The 21,072-nt window shown below is 67.2% G+C and carries 19 protein-coding genes and 1 pseudogene; 14 read left to right on the top strand and 6 right to left on the bottom strand.

Going from position 1 to position 21,072, the window contains the following annotated elements; translation table 11 throughout:
• Positions 1–131 precede the first annotated feature (131 nt).
• Positions 132–767, bottom strand: coding sequence for an acyl-CoA-like ligand-binding transcription factor (locus tag ACWDUA_RS06485; protein WP_449750186.1), 636 nt, complete (start codon positions 765–767; stop codon positions 132–134).
• Between the two features lie 166 nt (positions 768–933).
• Between ACWDUA_RS06485 and ACWDUA_RS06480 the strand changes: the two are divergent.
• Positions 934–2,054 (top strand): annotated as a pseudogene (locus tag ACWDUA_RS06480) (NDMA-dependent alcohol dehydrogenase).
• Positions 2,055–2,135: 81 nt separating this feature from the next.
• Here ACWDUA_RS06480 and ACWDUA_RS06475 read toward each other — a convergent pair.
• On the bottom strand, positions 2,136–3,026 hold the full coding sequence (locus ACWDUA_RS06475) for a hypothetical protein (RefSeq protein ID WP_449750185.1): 891 nt from the start codon (positions 3,024–3,026) through the stop codon (positions 2,136–2,138).
• 233 nt (positions 3,027–3,259) lie between these two features.
• Here ACWDUA_RS06475 and ACWDUA_RS06470 point away from each other — a divergent pair, with 233 nt between their 5' ends.
• Positions 3,260–3,907 carry a TetR/AcrR family transcriptional regulator gene (locus tag ACWDUA_RS06470; RefSeq protein WP_449750184.1) on the top strand — a complete coding sequence of 216 codons (648 nt, stop codon included), beginning with the start codon at positions 3,260–3,262 and terminating at the stop codon, positions 3,905–3,907.
• A gap of 7 nt (positions 3,908–3,914) precedes the next feature.
• On the opposite strand, the gene ACWDUA_RS06465 is transcribed toward ACWDUA_RS06470, so the two are convergent.
• On the bottom strand, positions 3,915–4,529 hold the full coding sequence (locus ACWDUA_RS06465) for a hypothetical protein (RefSeq protein ID WP_449750183.1): 615 nt from the start codon (positions 4,527–4,529) through the stop codon (positions 3,915–3,917).
• A gap of 199 nt (positions 4,530–4,728) precedes the next feature.
• Between ACWDUA_RS06465 and ACWDUA_RS06460 the strand changes: the two genes are divergently transcribed.
• From ACWDUA_RS06460 to ACWDUA_RS06435, 6 genes are all read left to right on the top strand, one after another.
• Positions 4,729–5,013, top strand: a complete 285-nt coding sequence (locus ACWDUA_RS06460) for a hypothetical protein (protein WP_449750182.1) — start codon at positions 4,729–4,731, stop codon at positions 5,011–5,013.
• A 71-nt stretch (positions 5,014–5,084) separates the two neighbouring features.
• Entirely contained in the window at positions 5,085–6,545 is a 1,461-nt protein-coding gene (locus ACWDUA_RS06455; RefSeq protein ID WP_449750181.1) for an alpha/beta hydrolase-fold protein, read from the top strand.
• A 72-nt stretch (positions 6,546–6,617) separates the two neighbouring features.
• Positions 6,618–7,376 (top strand): glycoside hydrolase family 16 protein, encoded by a 759-nt coding sequence (locus ACWDUA_RS06450; protein ID WP_449750180.1) that lies wholly within the window; start codon positions 6,618–6,620, stop codon positions 7,374–7,376.
• Between the two features lie 482 nt (positions 7,377–7,858).
• The gene (locus ACWDUA_RS06445) at positions 7,859–8,446 is read left to right on the top strand and encodes a peroxidase-related enzyme (RefSeq protein ID WP_449750179.1); all 588 of its coding nucleotides are present in this window, start codon (positions 7,859–7,861) and stop codon (positions 8,444–8,446) included.
• Between the two features lie 35 nt (positions 8,447–8,481).
• Positions 8,482–9,081 (top strand): peroxidase-related enzyme, encoded by a 600-nt coding sequence (locus ACWDUA_RS06440; RefSeq protein WP_449750178.1) that lies wholly within the window; start codon positions 8,482–8,484, stop codon positions 9,079–9,081.
• A gap of 26 nt (positions 9,082–9,107) precedes the next feature.
• Entirely contained in the window at positions 9,108–10,436 is a 1,329-nt protein-coding gene (locus ACWDUA_RS06435; RefSeq protein WP_449750177.1) for an aldehyde dehydrogenase family protein, read from the top strand.
• Here ACWDUA_RS06435 and ACWDUA_RS06430 read toward each other — a convergent pair.
• The gene (locus tag ACWDUA_RS06430; protein WP_449750176.1) at positions 10,376–11,317 is read right to left on the bottom strand and encodes a LysR family transcriptional regulator; all 942 of its coding nucleotides are present in this window, start codon (positions 11,315–11,317) and stop codon (positions 10,376–10,378) included. The two genes, ACWDUA_RS06435 and ACWDUA_RS06430, sit on opposite strands and share 61 nt — an antisense overlap.
• A gap of 50 nt (positions 11,318–11,367) precedes the next feature.
• On the opposite strand from ACWDUA_RS06430, the gene ACWDUA_RS06425 reads away from it, so the two are divergent.
• The 5 genes from ACWDUA_RS06425 to ACWDUA_RS06405 are packed head-to-tail and all read left to right on the top strand — an operon-like array spanning position 11,368 to position 15,990.
• The gene (locus ACWDUA_RS06425; RefSeq protein ID WP_449750175.1) at positions 11,368–12,543 is read left to right on the top strand and encodes an acyl-CoA dehydrogenase family protein; all 1,176 of its coding nucleotides are present in this window, start codon (positions 11,368–11,370) and stop codon (positions 12,541–12,543) included.
• A gap of 1 nt (position 12,544) precedes the next feature.
• Entirely contained in the window at positions 12,545–13,291 is a 747-nt protein-coding gene (locus ACWDUA_RS06420) for an SDR family oxidoreductase (RefSeq protein WP_449750174.1), read from the top strand.
• Complete coding sequence (locus ACWDUA_RS06415; protein ID WP_449750173.1) at positions 13,288–13,869, top strand: LLM class flavin-dependent oxidoreductase; 582 nt, start codon at positions 13,288–13,290, stop codon at positions 13,867–13,869. Before ACWDUA_RS06420 ends, ACWDUA_RS06415 begins: the two co-directional genes overlap by 4 nt.
• A complete protein-coding gene (locus tag ACWDUA_RS06410) occupies positions 13,866–15,014 on the top strand; it encodes an LLM class flavin-dependent oxidoreductase (RefSeq protein ID WP_449750172.1) in 1,149 nt (382 codons plus the stop codon). The genes ACWDUA_RS06415 and ACWDUA_RS06410 overlap by 4 nt, the downstream gene beginning before the upstream one ends.
• Before the next feature lie 49 nt (positions 15,015–15,063).
• Positions 15,064–15,990 (top strand): haloalkane dehalogenase, encoded by a 927-nt coding sequence (locus ACWDUA_RS06405; protein WP_449750171.1) that lies wholly within the window; start codon positions 15,064–15,066, stop codon positions 15,988–15,990.
• A gap of 87 nt (positions 15,991–16,077) precedes the next feature.
• Here the strand turns inward: ACWDUA_RS06405 and ACWDUA_RS06400 are convergent, their stop codons facing one another.
• Entirely contained in the window at positions 16,078–17,463 is a 1,386-nt protein-coding gene (locus ACWDUA_RS06400; protein ID WP_449750170.1) for an MFS transporter, read from the bottom strand.
• Between the two features lie 253 nt (positions 17,464–17,716).
• Positions 17,717–18,850: an acyl-CoA dehydrogenase family protein gene (locus ACWDUA_RS06395; RefSeq protein ID WP_449750169.1), complete on the bottom strand. Its 1,134-nt coding sequence runs from the start codon at positions 18,848–18,850 to the stop codon at positions 17,717–17,719.
• Between the two features lie 161 nt (positions 18,851–19,011).
• Between ACWDUA_RS06395 and ACWDUA_RS06390 the strand changes: the two genes are divergently transcribed.
• Complete coding sequence (locus tag ACWDUA_RS06390) at positions 19,012–20,556, top strand: ATP-binding protein (RefSeq protein WP_449750168.1); 1,545 nt, start codon at positions 19,012–19,014, stop codon at positions 20,554–20,556.
• The last annotated feature ends 516 nt before the right edge of the window (positions 20,557–21,072 follow it).

Here is a 21,072-nt window from a genome sequence, read left to right as displayed (position 1 = left end):
GGTGGGCCTACCGACGCCGCTACATCGGATGTGGTTGCGGGAGTGGTTGTCTCACCGGGTTTCGACGGCAGGGCGGCCTCGCTGCGCGACGACGACCGGCTCAACCACCAAAGACCTCACCCAACCACCGATCACATGGCCAACACTGCCGGGCGCATCAGCTCGAACATGCGAGAGATGGACTCGCCCAACGAGAGTTCGGTCTGCGAGAGCCACAGTTCGTGTGCCCCACGGGAGGCCGCGACCCCGGCGTAGGCGATCGCCACCACAGGTGCCGACGACTCCTCGATCCCCATGCGGCCGGCGGCGAACTCGGCGATCGACGTCTGCCACTGGGCATAGATCACACCCGCCTGGGCCTGCACCGCGGGCTCACGCAGGATGAGTTCGGCGCGGTGCCGAGCCCACGTCTCCTCCGCGCGGCCGTGGTCGAGGGAGGTGGCGATCGCCTCGGTGATCGCCTGCCAGATGTCGGCACCGTCGGGGGCCGCGCGCATCGTCTCGCGAAAGACGACGATCTCGGCGTCCGACTCCACCCACACCACGTCGGCCTTGGCAGCGAAATACCGGAAGAAGGTCCGCGAGCTGACCCCGGCCGCCCGCGCGATGTCGGCCACCGTGGTCTGGTCGAAGCCGCCGCGAAAGAACAGCTCCTGCGCGCACGCCGCAAGCGCATGTGCACTGGTCAGCGCGGGCCGTCCACCCTTGTCTCCCCGATCGACAAGGGCCCCCTCATCGACACCGTCCCCACCCTCGCCCGAACCCATCGGGCCATCATCGCCCACTCGCGCCTGCACACGCACCTCCGTCGGCAGTTCGAACAAAGCCTGGCGGTTTTGTCATAGTGTGACTATATGGTGTGGATCACCTTCATATGGCGAACGCGTTATAGGTCACCCCTCGACGCAGCCTGGACACGATAGGAGCGGATCCATGAGAACCAAAGCAGCGTTGCTTCGGGAGGCACCCGGCACGTGGTCGGTCGAAGAGGTAGAACTCGACGACCCGAAGACCGGTGAGGTACTCGTCGAGATGGTGGCCACCGGCCTGTGCCACAGCGACGACCACGTGTCCCACGGCGACATCAGCGCCGCACACCTGCCGACCATCGGCGGGCACGAGGGCGCGGGCATCGTCCGCAAACTGGGCCCCGGCGTCACCGACTTCGAGGTCGGCGACCACGTCCTGACCTCGTTCATCCCGTCCTGCGGCAAGTGTCGATGGTGCGCCTCGGGGATGCAGAACCTGTGCGACAACGGCGCATTGATCATGGTCGGACACCAACTCGACGGCACGTTCCGCATGCACAGCGACGACGGCCTCGACGTGGCCACCATGGGTCTGCTCGGCACCTTCGCCGAATGGCAGGTCTACGACCAACTCTCACTGGTCAAGATCGCCAAGGACATCCCGTGGAGATCGCCTGCCTGGTCGCGTGTGGTGTGCAGACCGGGTTCGGATCGGCCACCACCGCCGGCAACGTGCAGCGCGGTGACGTGGTCCTCGTGGCCGGCGTCGGCGGTGTCGGGATGAACGCCGTGCAAGGTGCCCGCGAGAGCGGCGCCGCGCACGTCATCGCCATCGATCCGGTTGCCGACAAGCAGAAGTGGGCGCTCGACTTCGGCGCCGACGAGTCGTTCGGTTCCTTTGCCGACTCCGCCGAGCGTGTCGCCCACCTGACCAATGGGCAGGGTGCCGACGTGGTGATCCTGACCGCCGGTCTGGTCACCAACCAGCTCGTCGGCGAAGGTCTGGCCGCAACGCGCAAGGCAGGCACCGTGGTGGTCACCGGGATGAGCCCCGAGGACGAGGCCGGACCCATTCCGGGATTCAACGCCAACAACCTGGCCATGATGCAAAAGCGCATCCAGGGTGCGCTCTACGGCATGAAGTCGCCCCGTGAAGCCATGCCGATGCTGCTCGACATGTACCGGGCGGGCAAGCTCAAGCTCGATGAACTGGTCACCAAGACATACAGTTTGGACCAGATCAACACCGCATACGACGATATGCGCGCCGGACGCAACATTCGCGGGGTCATCCACTTCCGCTGATCCGGTCACATGGTCCGGTCATGATGACGGCGCCGACCCCGCGGGGTCGGCGCCGTCGACGTGAAAGCTTGTGGGCGCGGCCTACTGAGCGGGGCTCACAACACCACCCGAGAGCACCCGGTAGGCGTAGGTGGACGCGATCAGCGTGACCGGCCCGGAGACGAGCAGACCCACCAGGCACAGCAGGGCGCCGACGATGTTCAGCAGGATCACCACGACGGCGAGCAACAGCAGCGAGCCGACGTTCTTGCTCGTCAGATCGAAGCTGGCCTTGAGCCCGTCACCCGGTGCCAGGTTGCGGTCGATCACGAAAGCCATGGTGTACCAGAGCAAGAACGTGGCGATCAGACCCGGGATGATCAGCAGGATGAAGCCGACCGTGGTGATCAGCCACACCAGGATCGCGGCGATGAACACGGCGGTGAGGTTGTTCCACTTGACGAAGTCACCGAGGGCCGGCTTGCGACCGTCCAGTTCGTCGAGGGCTCCGCGGGTGAACCCCGCCTGGATCAGCACACCCAGGATGCCCGACACCACGCCGGAGATGGCGTTCTGGGCGTAGCTCGGCGACGACGAGAACCCGTTGATGGCGCCGCTGATCAGACCGATGATCACATACGAGATGACGGCGAACAGAATCCAGTTGAGCGCGTTGGCCTTGTACTTGTTCCAGCCGTAGCTCAGGGCCGCACCGAGGTCGAGTGTCGTCGGTGTCGGGGCACCGGTCGCCGACGCCGGATACGGCGGCGGCTGCTGTGCAGCACCATACGGCGGCGGGTACGCGCCGGCGGGCGGGGGCGGAGGAGACGAGTACCCGCCGGGCGGAGGTGTCGCCTGTCCATACTGCGCCGGATCCCCGTACTGCGGCTGACCCCCATACTGCGGCTGACCCCCGTACTGCGCTGGATCCGTGTACTTGGGCTGGTCCTCGGGATTCTGCGGTTCGCCCGAACCGGTCGGCGGATACGTCATGGCACTCCTCGCGAGTCTCGTCGTGTTTGTCGGAATGATCTGTGCGCAGGGTCGCACGTAGAGATGCAAACCACAATGGATGCCCGCAGAACAATTGCACAACCCCAGAACATCCACCAACACATGTCAACTGACAGTGAGGAATTGACGGTCAGACGCTGCCGGCGAGGAGTTTCACGGACACCCCCGGGTGGATGTGGACGTCGTGACCGCAAGAGGTGAGGATGGACGACATGGCATCTCCTCCACCGGATTTTCGCCGGGACGCCATCGTCGACGCCGCCATTCGAATTCTCGATTCCGGCGGCGTCGAGGCGCTCAACATGCGACGGCTCGCCGCCGACGTCGGACTGCGCCCGATGACGCTGTACTACCACGTCCCCAACAAGACTGTTCTGTTGTCGATGGTGATCGGAGAGATGGGCCATCGGATCACCTGGGACACCCACACCGGGTCACCGCGCAACCGATTGCTGGCGCAGTCGATGGACATGTACACCAAACTCGATGCCATCCCGTGGGTGTCGGATGTGCTGCGCACCGGGACCGTGCTGGGCATGCCGGAGTTCGAGCAGGCCGAGATCTATTTGTCCACGGCAATGGAGCTCGGACTCGACCACGAGACCGCCTACGGCCTGTGGCGTACGTCGTGGTTCATGATCACCACCGAACTGCAGTGGAACATCGTCGCCCGCGAACGCCGCGGCGACGAGGCGGCGATCTACACCCCCGATCCGGCGGAACTCACCGACTATCCGGCGGTCCGTCAACTGTTCGACAACTGGGACGACTACAGCCACCGGTATCGGATCGAGAAGTATCTCGCGGCACTCATCGACGGGCTCGCGGTGTCCGCGGGCGGGTCGTCCACCGACGGGTAGACGCAGATCAGTTCGCGTATGCCGGGAACGTGGTTTCGATGACCTGCCAGATCAGCGTGGCCAGCGGCGTGGCGATGGCCGCGGGCACACCCTGGGCCTGCAGCACCGTCGCGATCAGCGGGACGGTGACCACCGACCAGTCGAAGTTCGCGAAGTAGGTGTCGAGGATAGCCTTCAGATCGTTGTAGGAGATGTCCGCGGACCCGTTCGACGACCCGAGGTCGAGCGATCCGGTCGACGCCGAACCCGTGCTCGAGCCCGACGAGCCGGTCGAACCGGCGCCGGTACCCGCCGACGGATTGGCCGCGTCGGTGACGATCGGCTCCGCAACGTCACCGTAGGCGCTCGCGGCCAGCACGGACTGTTTGACGTTGCCCTTGTCGGTGCCGACCGGGGTGGCCGCGTGCTTGGCGAGCACCCACTGGGCCGCCTGGGCGTTGCGCTTGTCACCGACGGCCGACGCACCCTTGCTGACGTCGGTCCAGTTCACTTTCGCGGCGGCCACCTGCACCGCGCCCGGTGTGCTCGACGGTGCGGCGAGCACCGGTGCTGCGGCGATCGTGGTCCCGATCGCGGCGGCCAGGCCGACCCCGGCGATCCGAACGGCATAGCTGGTCTTCATCTCAATCTCCCCGAAGATTGCGGTATCCCAATGGGATTCGTCTGGTCAGACCCCAGCACGTTAGCAGTGGGAAGCACCTGTCGGCAGAACTGGACGCTGTCGGGGCCACCACGGCTCCGGTCCGGAGCGTCGGCGACGGGATGACACGGGCGTGACCGTACTCGGCAGCGCATCGCCGAACCGGGCATGATTGTTCACGATGCGTTCACCCGATATCTTCCATGCCCTGGTCCTGCTCAACCTGCTGTTCGCCTGCGGCCTGTGGACCCTGCTCCGCCCCAGCACGCGCGCAGCGGTCACGCTGCTCGTCGTCGCCGTGGCCTGGGTGATCTGGAACGGGCCGATCGAGGGTGCGACGCTCGTCACATTCACCAGCACCAACGGCCTGACCGAGTCGGACCTGTTGTCGGCGGCGGCCGCGGGCATCTCGCTGTGGACGCTCGCGCGGGTGCGACGGCAGCAGCCCGCATCGACCCTCCGTTAGGTTTGCCTAACCAACACCCTGTAGGGTTTGTCCGAAATCGAGGTGCCCGAACGACCCGAGGTGACGCTGCCATGACCCTGCCGAGTGAGACGACCGCGCCGGTCGCCCTCCGATCCCGCTCCGCCCGCCGCCGTCGGCGATCGGTGGCCGCAGCAGTGGTGGCCGCAGCCATCGGACTCGGCAGTGGCATCGGTCCGGCGTTCGCGGTGGACCCCACCGTCGAGCGCACCTCGGCGAGTTGCTACTTCACCAGCGACACCGACCGCGCCCAGAACGTGCAGACCTGTTACGTCTGGTCGGAGTCCATGCAGACCACCGTGACGGTCAAGGTCCGGCCGTCCGATCAGCAGGCCGGCCAACCCGAGCAGGCCGTCTACTTCCTGGGGCAGCTCAGCGATCCGATCGCCAACGGCCGCGGCGACCTGTACGACACGGGCTACACCCTGGTGTCGATCCCCGACTCGGCCACCACGTGGTCGGCGAACTGGGAGTCCACCCCGGTCGACAACAGCGGCAACCCGCTGAGCAACTACGAGGGCACCGGAGACTTCGACCCGCAGTGGGAAACCTTTGTGGGTGAAGAACTCCCGACGTTTCTGAACCAGAACTTCGACGTCGGCACCACCGGGAACGCGATCTCCGGACTGTCCATCTCGGGTGGGCAGGCGATCAACCTGGCGCTGAAGTACCCCGAGGTGTTCTCGGTGGCGGTGTCACGCTCGGGCTACTACCACACCGACAACATCTTCGGATACTTTGCGGTGCCGTTCATCCTGGCCACCCGCCAGGGCGTCGGCAACGGATTCGACGGCCTGTGGGGCAATCCGCTGCTGCCCGGCAACTCGTGGGCCGCCAACGACGTCGCCACCCAGATCATCCAGGCCAAGGCCACCGGCCAGACCATCATCGTCTCCACCGGCAACGGATTGCCGGCCTCGCAGGCCGAGTGGGACGAGATGATGGCGCAGGGCGGCATCCTGCACGTCGCGATCGGCGTCGGCCTCGAGATGATCTCGTTCGCGTCGACGGTCCTGCTCAACATCCAGGCCGAGATCTTCGATCTCCCGGTGCAATTCATCTACACCGACGGCGCACACACCTGGAATCGATGGATTCGCACCGACGCGGAAGAGGTCGACAAACTCGAAGATGCACTCAAGGGCTACGTGACCACCACGTCCACCACGTCCGTGGCCCGAGTGAACGCGGTGACCGAGTCCACCACCGCGACAACCCAGACCCCGGTCGCTGAGCCGACCACGGTGGACTCCATCGAGGCGGAGACCACCGACGTGGAGACCCCAGAGGCGCAGACCACGGAGGCGCAGACCACGGGGGCGCAGACCACGGGGGCGGAAGCCACCGAAGCCGAGACCCCCACCGCGGGTGCCGCGCCGGCAGCCGGCGACGATTCCCCGGCAGCCGAGCCGGGCTCGGCACACACCGACGCGACCGAGACACCGGTCGTCGACGACACCTCCACGCAGGAGGCCGACGACACCGATCCCACGGGGATGTCGGATACCGAATGATGTTGCGGTGCATGCATTCTCGTGAGAACGGGCGTCTTTTCCGGTTGGTCCGTTTCTGCTAGATTCGCAGTTGTGTTCGCCACTCTCACGACCGCACTCCGGCCGCTACTCGCCGCCGGAATCGCTGCTGCCGCACTCACCTACGTCAACACCCCCGACGCCGAGGCCCTCGACTTCGGCTCATCGTCGGGTGCCGGCTGCACCACGACTGCAGCCTCCACCCAGGGATGGGGAACCGCCGAGCACTACGACGGCTTCTCGTCGTTGTCGAACTGGACCGCCTACAACGGTGCCGGCCACGACGGCAACGGCCGCCGGAGCCCGTCCGCGGTCTCCGTTTCTGATGGGGCACTGACGATCACGTCCACCATCGACGGAACGTCCGGCGGGGTGACCCCCAACTGGGGCGGCCGCAAGTACGGCCGTTGGGAGATCTGCTCGCGGGCCACCGTCGCCTCCCCCACCTGGCATGCGGTCGCCCTGCTGTGGCCCGACGCCGAGGACTGGCCGGTCGGCGGCGAGGTGGACTTCATGGAGATTGCCGACGCCACCCGCAGCACCGTGCAGTACAACCTGCACTACGGTGCGGCCAACAACGTCGAATCCCACACCACCTGGGGAGACGCGACCAACTGGCATGCCTGGGCCGTCGAATGGACCCCGCAGTACATCGCGGTGTACCGCGACGGTGTGCAGTGGGCCAGGAGCACCGACGTCAACCGCCTGCCGCCACGGTCGATGCACCTGGCACTGCAACTCGACAACTTCGGCGGACTCACCTTCCCCACCGGGCAGATGCTCGTGGATTGGGTTGCAGAGTACAGAATCTAGCGGCACCGCCCCGATCTCGCGGGGACGCTCACAGACGAGGAACGAACCCTGCAGAGGCGCAACTACCCTCTGCAGGGTTCGTTCTCGTTCCTGGATCGGTGACGCGGACGTCAGTTCACGGGGCGAGTTCCGCCTTGGCCGAGCACGCGCTCCGATCGACGACGCGACATCGGCCACGTCGAGCAGGGCGTCGCACCGCTGCCGCAGATCCGCGACTGCACTGAGGTGCACCGACGCGAGGCCCGACCTGGTGACGCGGACAACCTCCTGACCGTACAAGCCTGCACCAACAGCCATTCGACAGAGTCGACACCGCGTGGGTGATCGCATTCTCCGATCACCCACTCCCACCCATCGATTGCCTCGCACCGACGACTTCGATCTCGTCAGGTTCTTAGTCTGGGCCGCCGATCGCGTGGTCCCTAGCGTGTGGCGTACCGCCCATGCCTGCCCACCGAGGCCCGCAACAGACGAGGACATTCGTGACCGACATCCTGGAAACCCCTGCCACCACTGCCATCTCGCGCCTTGAGGTGCCCGAGATCGACGAGCTGCCCGACCGCTTGCAGGAGCAGATCCGCTCGCTGGAGCGCCAGCTCGGCTACATCCCCAACTGGGCGCGCGCCTTTGCGCTCGGTGGGGCCCATGCCGCCCGCTTCAACGACTACCTGCTGGCGCTGCTCGATCCGAACTCGGGGTTGCTCCCCTATGTCGACCGCGAGATCCTCGCGACCGTCACCTCCGCGGAGAACGGGTGCTCGTACTGCCGCCTCAATCATGCAGGCAGCCTGGGCGACGCACTCGGCGACCGCAAGCTCGGCACCCGGGTGGCGATCGACTTTCGTGAGGTCCGGGAACTCGGCGAGCGCCACCGCACCCTGGCCCGGTTCGCCGCCAAACTCGCCCTGCATCCCGGCGAGGTGGACGACTCCGACATCGGGTCGCTGCGCGATCTCGGACTCGACGACAAGCAGATCTACGAGGCCGTCCACGTGGTCTCGGCCTTCGCCGCAGCCAACCGGTTCAGCATCTTCTTGCAGGTCACCCCGGACGACCAGTTCTTCAACTGACCACGACGTCCGGCCCGACCCTTCCGAGGAGCACCATGACCACCGCCGCCGAACCCCAGATCGCCCGCCTGGCCGTTCCCGCCGAGGACGACCTCTCCGAGGCCACCAGACAGTTCTTCGCCACCACCGAGAAACAGGCCGGATTCGTACCGAACTGGCTGCGCGCCTTCGCAATCGACGAGGGACACTTCAACCGTCTCAACGCCTACCTGTTCCCGCTGCTGCAGGGCTCGTCCGACGTGATCACCTCCATCACCCGCCGGGAACGCGAGATCCTCGCCACCGTCGTGTCGGTGCGCAACGGGTGCTCGTACTGCCACGCGCTGCACGTGCACGAGCTCGGCGAGTTCCTGCACGACCCGTGGCTGGCCCACCGCATCTCCCTCGACCACCGTGAGGTGCCCGAGCTGTCCGGACGCGAGCACGCCCTGATCGAGTTGGCGCTCACGCTGACCGACGAGCCCGGCGAGATCCCCGACGCCACCATCACCCGGCTGCGCGCACTCGGTCTGTCCGACGTCGACATCTACGAGGCCGTGCAGATCGTCGCGATCATCAACGGCACCAACCGGATCTCCCTCGCCCTGGGCCTGCTCCCCGACCCGGAGATCTTCGACCCGGCCACCACCCGATGACCCTGACCACCGACACGCTCGGTGACGTGACCACCGAGAGCATCGTCGACGGTGCTCTCGGTGGCCTCGCCACCCTGTCACGCACGGATGCCTGGCAGCGGCAGGACTGGCTGATCGCCCTCGCCGATGCGGTCACCGCCGATGCCGACCCGATCGCCGCAGCGATCCACGCCGACACCGGCAAGCCCGACAAGTGGACGCGTATCGAGGTCGAGCGTGCTGTTCAGATCATCCGGCTCGCCGCGGCCGAGGCACTGCACCTGCATCCGCAGACCCAACAGCTCGACGGTCAACCGTCCGGCTCCGGTCGGCTCGCGATCACCCTCCGCGAGCCACGCGGTCCGGTTCTGGCGTTGTCGCCGTTCAACTTTCCGCTCCACCTCACCGTGCACAAGGTGGCCCCGGCGATCGCGGCCGGTGCGTCGATCGTCGTGATCGGCAGTCCGCGCACGCCGCGTACCGCAACTGCCCTCGCTCATGCGGTCACGCGTGCCGGCATCCCGGACGGGATCGTCACCGTGGTCCGACCCGACGCCGACCACCGTCGAACCTGGGAACTCATCACCCATCCCGCGGTCCCGGTCGTCAGTTTCACCGGCTCGGATGCGGTGGGACGCCGCATCGTCGACGCCGTCCCCCGCAAACAGGTCGTCGTCGAACTCGGTGGCAACGCGGCCGCGGTGATCGCGCCGGATGCCACCTCCCCCGACGATCTCCGCCACGCCGCCGAGCGGATCGCCCTGTTCGGCTTCTACAACGCCGGCCAGGCATGCACCTCGGTGCAGCGGGTGTACGTCCCCGAGTCGACGGCGACAACCTTTGTGCCGCTGCTTCTCGCAGCGACCCGGGAGCAGGATCACCATGCCGACGTCGGGCCGGTGATCGACGATGCATCCGCCGATCGCATCCGCGCCTGGGTGGCCGAGGCCGTCGCCGGCGGCGCGCGCCTGGCCACCGGCGGACCCGGCGAGGGCCGCCTGCTGCCGCCGACAGTGCTGCTCGACCCGCCTCCCACCGCCCGGGTGGTCACCGAGGAGGTCTTCGGTCCGGTCGTCTCCGTACTCACCTACACCGAGCTCGACGATGCGTTCGCACAGGTCAACGACTCCCGGTACGGCCTCAGCTCCGGTGTGTTCACCCACGATCTGCGGACCGCGTCACGGGCGGTGTCGGCCCTGCGGACCGGGCAGGTCGTCATCGGTGACGTCCCGACCTACCGGTCCGACGTCACCCCGTTCGGTGGGATCAAGGACTCCGGTCGCGGTCGTGAGGGCGTCCGCGCCACCATCGACGACTACACCGTGTCGCGCACGGCGGTGTTCGCCGAGCCACCGGTGTCGAGATGGACATCATGAAACCGCCTGCTGTGCCATCGGATTCGATCGGCCAGTCGAGCCGGCCCGGTCGACGGCCGCAGCCGCGCCGGCCGGACCAGCACCAGATCGATGCGCTCCCCGGAATCGGTGAGCGCACGCCATTCCACCTGCTCCCCGGCGGTGATGCTGAAGCGGGGGACGAAGCACATGCCCACTCCCGCCGACACCATCCGGACGGCCTCGGGCGTCGACTCGACGTGGGAGACCACCCGCGCAGTGGTCTTCGCCGCCAGCCGGCGCCCCACCTGGTGCATGAGGTAGCCCGGCCGGAAGTCGATCATCCGCTCGCCGCGCAGGTCTGCGAGTGCCACCGACCCGGTGCCGGCGAGACGATGACCCACCGGCATGGCGATGCCGACCGGCGCCGACAGCAACGTCTCGCTGACGATCCCCGACAGCGGTGGGCGCACATCGGGTTCACACGCGATCACACCCAGGTCGGCGCCATCGTCGAGGACCTGCGTGATCACGTCGTCGGAACCACCGATCCGCACCTGCACCTCGAGCCCGGCGTCGTCGAGGACGTCGTGCAACGCGTCGGGCAGCACGGTGTTGACCGCCGACGTCACCGCAGCGACGCGCACCAGCGCGGGCACGCCATCGGTGTACTCGCGCAGCACCCGTCGCAGATCGTCCTCGGCGCGACACACCTCGCGAACGGATTCGAGCGCCACGCGCCCGGCCTCGGTGAGCGTGGTCCCGGTGCGCGAGCGGCCCAGCAGGGTCACACCCAACTCGGCCTCGAGCCGCTGCACCGATGTACTCAGCGACGACTGACTCACGCCGAGCCGCTCGGCGGCCGCGCGCAGCGACGACATCTCGGCGATCACCAGTAGGGCCCGTAACTGCTCGGTTCTCACCACGCACATCGTGGGCGACCCGCCCACGATGCACCAGGAAAGGATTCCCGATGACCGAAACCATCGAAGCACCCGACGCCGACACCGGTTGGCTGATCCCCGAGGACACCCTGGAACGGTTCCGGGAGCGTGCCGTCACCCACGACCGTGAGAACACGTTCTTCGCCGACGACCTCGACGACCTGCGCGAACTCGGCTACCTGCGGGCCGCGATCCCCCGCGAGCACGGCGGCCTGGGGCTGACCCTGCACCAGATCAACGCCGAGCAGCGGCGCCTCGCGGGATTCGCACCGGCCACTGCGCTGGGTGTCAACATGCATCTGTACTGGACGGGTCCGCTCGGCGACGCCCTGCGCGCCGGTGACACCACCCTGCAGTGGCTCACCCGCGACGTGGTGGACGGCAAGGTCATCGCGGCCGGTCACGGGGAACCGGGCAACGACCTGGCGATCGACGACTCCACCACCATCGCCACCCGTGTCGACGGCGGATATCGGCTGTCCGGGCACAAGATCTTCACGTCGTTGTCGCCGGCGTGGGAGTGGCTCGGTGTGCACGCCCGCGACAACACCGACCCGGAGAACCCGACGATCGTGCACGGCTTCATCTCCCGCGACCAGGACGGGGTGTCGACGGTGGAAACCTGGGACACCCTCGGGGTGCGGGCCACCGCCAGCCACGACACCGTCCTGGACAACGCCTTCCTGCCCCACGACCGGGTGGTGGAGGTGGTGGACCTCGGTCAGCCGCCCACCGGCTACATCGCGGGGATCTTCCCATGGGTGCTGCCGGCACTGGGCAACATCTACCTCGGCGTCGCCCGCCGGGCCCTCGACGTGGCCATCGCCACCGCACGCTCACGCACCGCGCTGAGCCTGGCCGGAGAGCCGGTGGCACACAAGCCGTTCACCCAGTACCACGTGGCCGAGGCGGAGCTGGCCCTGGAAGGGGTGACCGGGCAACTCGATGCCCTGACCGCCGCGCTCACCGCCGGAACCGACCTCGGCGACCGGGCGCTGCTACGACTGTTCGCCGCCAAGGAGAACGGCACCCGGGTCGCACGGACCGTCACCGATCTGTCCCTCGACATCGCCGGCGCAGGCTCCCTGCATCGTCGTGGTGAGCTCGAGCGGCTCTACCGGGACGTACGGGCCGGCACGTTCCATCCCCCGAGTGCCGATGCCATCCGCGCCTACATCGGTGCGTTCGCCCTCGGGGTGGTCTGACGTGGGATTTACCGCCGACACCCTCGCCGGGCGTGTCTTCGTCGTGTCCGGCGCCGCCGGTGGGATGGGGGCCGTGCACGCCGCGGCCATCGCCGACGCCGGCGGCCGGGTGGTGCTCGGCGATGTGGACGTCGACGGGGTGAAGTCCGTGGCCGAGTCGATCGGCCCGGCCGCCACCGCACTACAGCTCGACGTGACCTCGGCCGACCAGTGGCACCAGGTGGCCGACGTGGCCCGCGCCCACGGGCCCGTCGGCGGCCTGGTCAACAACGCCGGCATCTTCGGGTCGGGTTCGGTCGTCGACACCGACCTCGACGAGTATCGGCGCGTGCAGGAGGTCAACGTGGCGGGCAGCCTCCTGGGCATTCGTGCACTCGCCCCGGCACTCCGGGATGCCGGGGGCGGCAGCATCGTCAACATCTCGTCGGTCGCCGGGCTCATCGGCATCCAGGATCGGGTCGCCTACGTGACGGCCAAGTGGGCGGTGCGTGGGCTGACCCGTTCGGCCGCACTGGATCTGGGTCGTTGGCACATCCGGGTCAACTCGATCCACCCGGGTCGGATCGCGACGTCGTTCATCGACGGACTGGATTCCGATGTGCTGCCCAACCAGATCATCCGGGAAGCCGGGCAGCCCGAGGACATCACCGCCCTGGTGGTGTTCCTGCTGTCGGAGGCGTCGCGGTTCTCCACCGGATCGGAGTTCGTCGCCGACGGCGGGCGGTATGTCGGGGAGTACCGGCCGTGAGCGCCACCGTTCCCCTGTCCGGTGATCCCCTGTCCGGTGATCCCCTCTCCGGTGATCCGGTGATCCTGCGGCTCACCGGTTCCGGTGATCTGGCGGCAGCGATCGACGTGGCTCGTGACGTCGACCATCATCAGACCGGCACCGTCGTCGTCGACACCGTCGACGCCGATGACCTCGACCCGTTCGTCGTGGCCGCCGCCATCGCGGCCGCCACCGACTTCATCCGGATCGCCGTGGCCGTCCCGGTGGCGCAGTGGCACCCGTACCCCGTCGCCCGCCGGCTCGCCGAGATCGACAAGCTCTCGGCGGGCCGGCTGCTGTGGGGCGCGGTGGATTCCGATCCAGGACGGGTCGCGGAGGCGGTGGACGTCGTGTCGGCGTTGCTGACCTCGTGGGGGCCCGCAGCGCTGGTCAACGATCGCGCTTCCGGCCGCCACGCCGACCTCGCCCAGATCACGCCGGTCATCGTGTCAGGACGACATTTCGGCATCGACTCCCCGCTCGACGTGCCTGCCGGCCCGCAGGGAGTGGTGCCCGTCGTCGAGATCCGGACCCGATCCCGGGAGGACGCACGATGACCCCGATTCCCCTGTTGCTGGCCGATATCCATCATTCCGGAGACCACGAGGGTGCCTGGCGGTTGCCCACCTCACCCATCGGGCGAATCGATGACCCGACCTACTATCTGGAATTCGCCCGCACGGTCCAGACCGGCGGATTCGACGGGATCTTCTTCGCCGACTTCATCGGCTTCGACCCGCTGGTGGCGTCGGTGATCAGATGGCCGTTCGAACCCACGACGCTGGCCGCCGCGATCCTCCAGGAAGTCCCCGATCTCAACGTCGTCGTGACGTCGTCGACGGTGTTCGCGACCCCCGATCAGCTCTACCGCACCTTCCGGTCGCTGCACGCGCTCTCGCAGGGACGGATCGGCTGGAACATCGTGACCACCGGGTCGCCTGCGACGGCAAAGGCGTTCGGCGACATCACCGTTCCCGGACATGCCGAGCGATATGAGGCGGCCGACGGGATCGTCGCCGGACTGCGCGGACGCTGGGGTGACGACCGACCGCTCCTGGTGCAGGCGGGCGCATCGGAGCCCGGCCGGGCGTTCGCCGCCCGGCACGCCGATGTCGTCTTCGGTGCCACACCCACCAAGGAGGCCGCCCGGGCCTTCCGCACCGACCTGCGGCGACGAGCGGCCGACGCCGGACGTGATCCCGACGAGATCCGCTTTCTCCCCGGTATTCTCACCACTCTCGGCGCCACCGCCGAGCAGGCGTCGGCGCTCCGCGACACCCTGGACGGATTGGTCACCGAGGACGCCGCCCGCCACATGCTCCGTATGTACGGGATCACGGTGCCGCAGGGCGCCTTCGACGATCCGGTGGGTGAACTCCGACTCGATCCCGGGCACAACGGAATCCTCAGTCGTGCCGGAGTTCTCGGGGAAATCGTCGAACAGATCGGGACGTCGGCGACGTGGCGGCAGCTGGTCGCGGCCATCGCCGGCAGCCGCGGCCACCTGTCGGTCACCGGCACCGGCCCCGATGTCGCGGCCGTGATGAACGACTGGCTCGACGACGAGGCGTGCGACGGCTTCATCGTGAAGTTCGCCCACAGCCCCGGCGGTGTCGCCGACTACGTCGCCTCGGTCACCCCGCACCTGAGGGCCCGTGGCATCGGCCGACGGGCCGGCTGGCCCACGGTGACCCACGTCTGACCGATCCACCTTCGCGGTTTCACCACACCCATCCGAGAGGAATCAGCACATGTCCCGTCCCACAACATCATCTGCACCGGTCACGACCACCGCGGCGCGCCCCGAGTTCGGCCCGGACGCCACCAGCAACACCGTCGACGTCCTGGGCTCCACCCTGCACTACGTCGAGCACGGGTCCGGCGACCCCATCGTGTTCCTGCACGGCAACCCCACCAGCTCATATCTGTGGCGCGGCGTGTTCTCGCGGCTCCACGGCAGCGGACGACTGCTGGCCCTCGACCTCATCGGTTTCGGCGACTCCGGCAAGCCCGACATCGACTACTCGCTGGACGATCATCAGCGATTCGTCGACGCCTGGTTCGATGCCCTGGACCTCCGAAATGTGACGCTGGTCGTACAGGACTACGGTGCTGCTTTCGGGATCACCTGGGCGCGCCGGCATCCGGATCGGGTCGCCGGTCTGGTCATCGCCGAGCCGGTACTGCGACCCATTCGATCCGCAGATCTGCCTGCCGACTTCGTCGCCCTCCGGGCCCAGGTCGTCGAACCCGGTGTCGGCGAGGACATCGTCCTGGAGCAGAACCGGTTCGTCACGGGCCTGCTGCCGAACGCTGTGCTCGAGGGCCTGTCGGCCGCCGACCGGTCGGTCTACGAGGCGCCGTTCCCCACCCCGGAGAGCCGACGACCGATCCTGGTGTTCCCGCGTGCGCTGCCGGTGGACGCGCAACCGCAGTCGACGGTCGACTTCCTCGCCGCGAACGAGCCCTGGCTGCAGACCAGCCCGATCCCGAAGACGCTCTTTACTTTTGAGCCCAGGTTTCTCCTGACCCCGGAGATCGTCGACTGGGTTGGGGCCAACGTCGCGAATGTCGAGATCCAGGCGATCGGCGCCGGCGGGCACTACGTCCAGGAGGATTCCCCCGCCGAGATCGCCGCCGCTGTCGCGACATTCGTGCAGCGGCGGGTCCGCGCCTGACCACCACACCCCATGGCCGAGGGCGGACCCCGCGAACGCACGTGCGCGTCCGTGGAATCCGCCCTCGGATGTGTTGGGAGGCAGCAGCTATGCGGTCACCGACTCCATCTCGGCGGCCTGGGTCCGACGGGCCTTGGCGGCCAGTCGCGCCGGCGCGGTCTCGGGCAGGACCAGCAGGCACAGCAGCGAGATGGTCAGCATGACGGCGAGGTAGTAGCCGATGTTGGTGGCGTCACCGGTGCCGGCGATGATCCGGTTGGCGATCAGCGGCGAGATACCGCCACCGAGCACGGCGCCCACGTGGAAGGCGATGCCCATACCGGTCTGACGCTGCTCACGCGGGAACAGTTCGGTGAAGTAGGTGTACATCGGACCGAACAGGAAACCGGTGCAGAAGAAGCCGATGACCAGGGCGGTGACCACGGCGGCGACGGTGCCGGTCTGGGCCAGCCGGAAGATGATCAGCGCGGCCACGATCGACGACGCGGCGCCGGCGATCATCACCGGACGACGTCCGATGCGGTCCGACAGCAACGCACCGATGACATTGGCAACACCATGCATCACCAGGGCGGCGATGCTGCCATACACGATTGCGGTTCGCGGAAGACCCAGTCCGTCAGGTGCTTTGGCGGTGGCGTAGGACAACATGAAGATCGACAGGGCGAAGGTGGTCGAGTTGAGACCGATGTTGACACCGGCGGCCAGCGCCAGCCGACGCCAGTTGGAACGGATGACGGTGAGCGCCGGAACCCGCTTGCGGATCTCTTCCTCGCCGTGCTCGGCCACCATCGCCTTGAACACCGGGCTCTCGGCGACACCCTTACGAATCCAGATGCCCAGCACCAGGACCAGACCGCCGACGAGGAACGGCAGACGCCACGCCCAGTCGTCGACCATGGTCGCCGGCATCAACAGCACCAGGGCGAACGCGACGTTGGCGAGGATGGTGCCGACCGGGCTGCCCAGTGCGGTGAAGACGCCGTACTGTGCACGCTTCTCGTCGGGCGCATGCTCGATCGCGAGCACCGCCGAACCGCCGGTCTCACCACCACGACAGAGTCCATGGATCATGCGACACAGGACCAGCAGCAACGGAGCCGCCACACCGATCTGCGCGTAGGTCGGCAGCAGGCCGATCAGGACGGTGGCAGCACCCATACCGATGAAGGTCAGGGTCAGCGCCTTCTTGCGGCCGAAGGTGTCACCGACCCAACCGAACAGGATGGCGCCGATCGGTGCCATCAGGAACCCGATGCCGAAGGTCGCCAATCCCATGAAGGTGCTGAACCAGGCGTCGTTGGTCTTGAAGAACGTGTCGCTGAACACCAGCGCCGTGGCGGTGCCGTAGATCGCGAAATCATAGAATTCGAGGGACGTTCCGACGCCGCTGGCGAACGCCAGGCGCTTGAAGCTGGATTTTGGTGCCGCACTGGTGGAAACCCCTGTGGACACCGGGCTGTGTTCTGACACTGACTTTTTCCTCTGATCTTCAAGAGTGATGCCGCGGCGTCGTTGCCGTCGACTTCATGTCCCGTCCATCGTTACGCAACCCATCGCAGTTCACTGTGCGAGTCGGCGGAAACATAACTTTCCTGTACCCCACGTACAAGGATTCCTAGCAGCGATCCGGGCGACGATCAGAGCGTGGGCGACGATCAGCACACAGGGAGGTGCCCGCACCACACGGTACGGGCACCTCCCGGGTCGCGCAGGGCGAGAACCTTCACAGGAAGCCGGGAATCACCGGTTCCTGACCCAGCAGTACGGATCCCGCACCGTCGTACATGGCCTGCCCGAGGGTGGCGTGCAACTGCGGGACGATCGCATCCTGGCGGAGAAGCTGCATGGGATGGGCGTTGTTGATGATCGCCGCCCCCGACACCGAGCACAGCCGCCCGACCACATCGGCGGCGGTGTCGGCGATGTTGGCCGCCGACACCCGCATTCGGGCGATCTGCTCATCGCTCGCAGGATCGCCGGCGACGACGGTCTGCCACACCTCGTCGGCGACGTCGAGGTAGAACGACCGCGCGGAGTTCAGTGCCACATATGCTTTCGCGAACTCGGTGCGGTAGTACGCACGCGCGGCGAGCGGCGGCGCCCCGGTGACACCGGTCCGCGACCCGGCGGCACGCACCTGGTCGAGTGCGGCCTGGGCCACGCCGAGACCCACCGCGGCGTGCGCCTGCGCCTGATAGGCGATCAGCGGGTACCGGTAGAGCGGGTCGTCGATGAACGTCTCTCCGCCGCGCACATAGGTCCATTCCTGCGGAACCTCCACGTCCTCGACGATCACGTCGAACGAGCCCGACGCCGCCATCCCGGTGACGTCCCAGTCGTCGACAAAGGTGACCTGATCGGGTCGCAGGACGGCCGCCCGCGGCTTGCCACCGGAGTTCTCGTCACGCAGGCCGACGCCCACGTAGTCGGCGCCCATGCATCCGCTGGCATACTTCCACCGGCCGTTGATCACGTACCGGCCGTCGCGCAGCGGCGCTGGCTGCATCGGGAAAAGCCCACCCGCCCAGACGATGTCGGGTCCGTCACGGTAGATCTCGGCCTGGGTGTCGAGCGGCAGTGCACCCAGGTAGGTCAACGACGACGCGAACGCGATGATCCAACCGGTCGACCCGTCGACCCGGGCGACCCGCTCGATCAGCTGCAGGAACTGCGCCGGCGGGATCGGTTCGCCACCGAAGCGGATCGGCGCGGCAGCCCGGAACACCCCGAGCGGGATGAACTTCTCCACGAAGTCACGCGGGACGTAGTGCTGCGCGTGGAACTCCGAGCGGCGCTCCGCGAGTTCGGCGAGCACCGAATCCCAGGTGACGATGGATGGTTCGAGTGTCGCGGTCATGGGCTGGATCTCCTGCTCGTCGTGGCTGTACCACTGCGAGGCTACGAATCGGACGGTCCGGCGTCGATCAGCAATGTCGGCCTTCCACGTAGGTGATTTCCTAACCACGCCTAGTCGTTTTGCGGGCTGCGGTGCGGCCGGGACGGCCCTACGCTGGCTTCATGACCGACGTGGCGCCCTGTGCTGCGCTGACCGCAGACGACCACCTCACACTGCTCGAAGCCAACGACACCTGCATCCTGCTACACGATGCGGAGTCGTTGGAGATCGTGTGGGCGAACCCGGCGGCATGCCGGATGCTGGAGGTGGAGCTCGCCGAGCTGCTGCAACTGCGGGCCAACCACATCAGCAAACCCGCCCGCGAGTACGACAGGGTGGTGGCCCGTGCCCTGCTCAACGAGGCCCTCGACAACGGTGCGGCCCGGGTGGAATGGCATCTCCGGTCCAAGTCCGGCAGAGTTTTCCGGTGCGATGCCTTCGCCACCCGGGTCGAACTGTCCCGTGGAACGGCGGTGATGGTCCAGTACCGCGACATCGAGCGCGAGCTGTCCACCGAGCGTGCCGAGCGGCTCACCGAGACCCATGTCGGGATGCTCACCCAGCACACGTCGACCATCGCGCTGACCGTCGATCAGGACGGGTCGATCCAGGCGGCCACCGACACCGCGCTGGGCTATCTGTTCCCCGACCGCACCGCGGTCTCCCCCATCGGACGAACCCTCATGTCGTGCACCCAGATCCGAGTCAACGGTCAACCGTCGACCTGGTCGGAGGTGGCCGCGGCGACCAGTCCCCTGCATCCGCTTCAGCTGCTCATCGACCGTGACGGCACCCCGATCTGGTTGGAGGGCAGCGTCGAGCGGCTGCCCGAGCTCGCCGTGCAACGGTATCTGATCATCCTGCACGACATCACCGACCGGATCCGTGAGGAGGAGGTGCGCGAGCTCGCGCTGCACCAGGAGAACTATCTGGCGCGCTACAACGCCATGGGCGACATGGCGATGGCCATCGCCCACGAGCTCGGCCAACCACTCGCCGCCGCCGACAACTTCATCACCGGTGTCCGCGGATTCTCCCGCTCTCTGGCCGGCACCGAGCACCTCGACGTCGACACGTGTGGCGACATCGACAGCGGCCTCGAGTTGGCGAGCAGACAGATCGCGCGCGCCGCCACCATCGTGAACACGGTGCGATCCTATGTCGGGCACCTCGAACACGTCGAGCAGGTCGTCGACCTCAACGACGTGGTGCGAGAGTGCCTGCCGTTCATGCAGTTGCGGTCGGGACCCACGGGTGTGCCGATCGAGGTGCACCTCTCGGCAGACCCCGTGTGGGTGCGGTGTGAGCGCGTCCTGGTGGGTCAGGTGATGCTCAACCTGTGCTTCAACGCCGTCGACGAGATGGTCGAGTGCGGCAACACCGAGACGCCCGTGATGATCACGACGTCGAACATCACCGGAGAGGGTATCTTCACCGTCGACGACCAGGGTCGGGGCCTGAAGCGCGATCCGTTCCACGAATCGTTCACCGAGAAGGCACACGGCAGCGGAATCGGTTTGGCGTTGAGCTATCGGATCATCACCCGCCAGCACGGGACCATCTGGAACCGGCCCCGCGCCGGTGGCGGCACCGTGTTCGGGTTCGGGTTGCCGGCACCATCGCAACCTGCGTGCGATTTCCCGAAACCCTCTGCACGACAACCATGATGCGTGACCTGACGAGGAGCGTAGCGACAAGTCGAGTCGCCGGTACTCACCACCCAACGCACGCTGCGGAGATTTCGACACGGGTCCTCGCTCCGCTCGGTCCCGGCTCAATCACCAACGCATCACTGATGGTTGAGCCGACGAGGAGCGAACCGCCAAGCCACCTACGATGGTTGAGCCGACGAGGAGCGCAGCGACAAGTCGAGTCGAAACCTCAGACGGCCGACGTCGCCAACGCGACCACCTCCGAAGCGGTCACCACCCGACGGAAGCTGCGAAGATTTCGACACGGGTCCTCGCTCCGCTCGGTCCCGGCTCAATCACCAACAATCCGTCGATGGTTGAGCCGACGAGGAGCGAACCGCCAAGCCACCTACGATGGTTGAGCCGACGAGGAGCGTAGCGACAAGTCGAGTCGACACCTCAGACGGCCGACGTCGCCAACGCGACCACCTCCGAAGCGGTCACCACCCGACGGAAGCTGCGAAGATTTCGACACGGGTCCTCGCTCCGCTC

It is taken from the genome of Gordonia sp. NPDC003376 (assembly GCF_053589235.1).
Note: the sequence above shows the minus strand (reverse complement) of the source record. Positions and strands in the feature narration are given on the sequence as shown.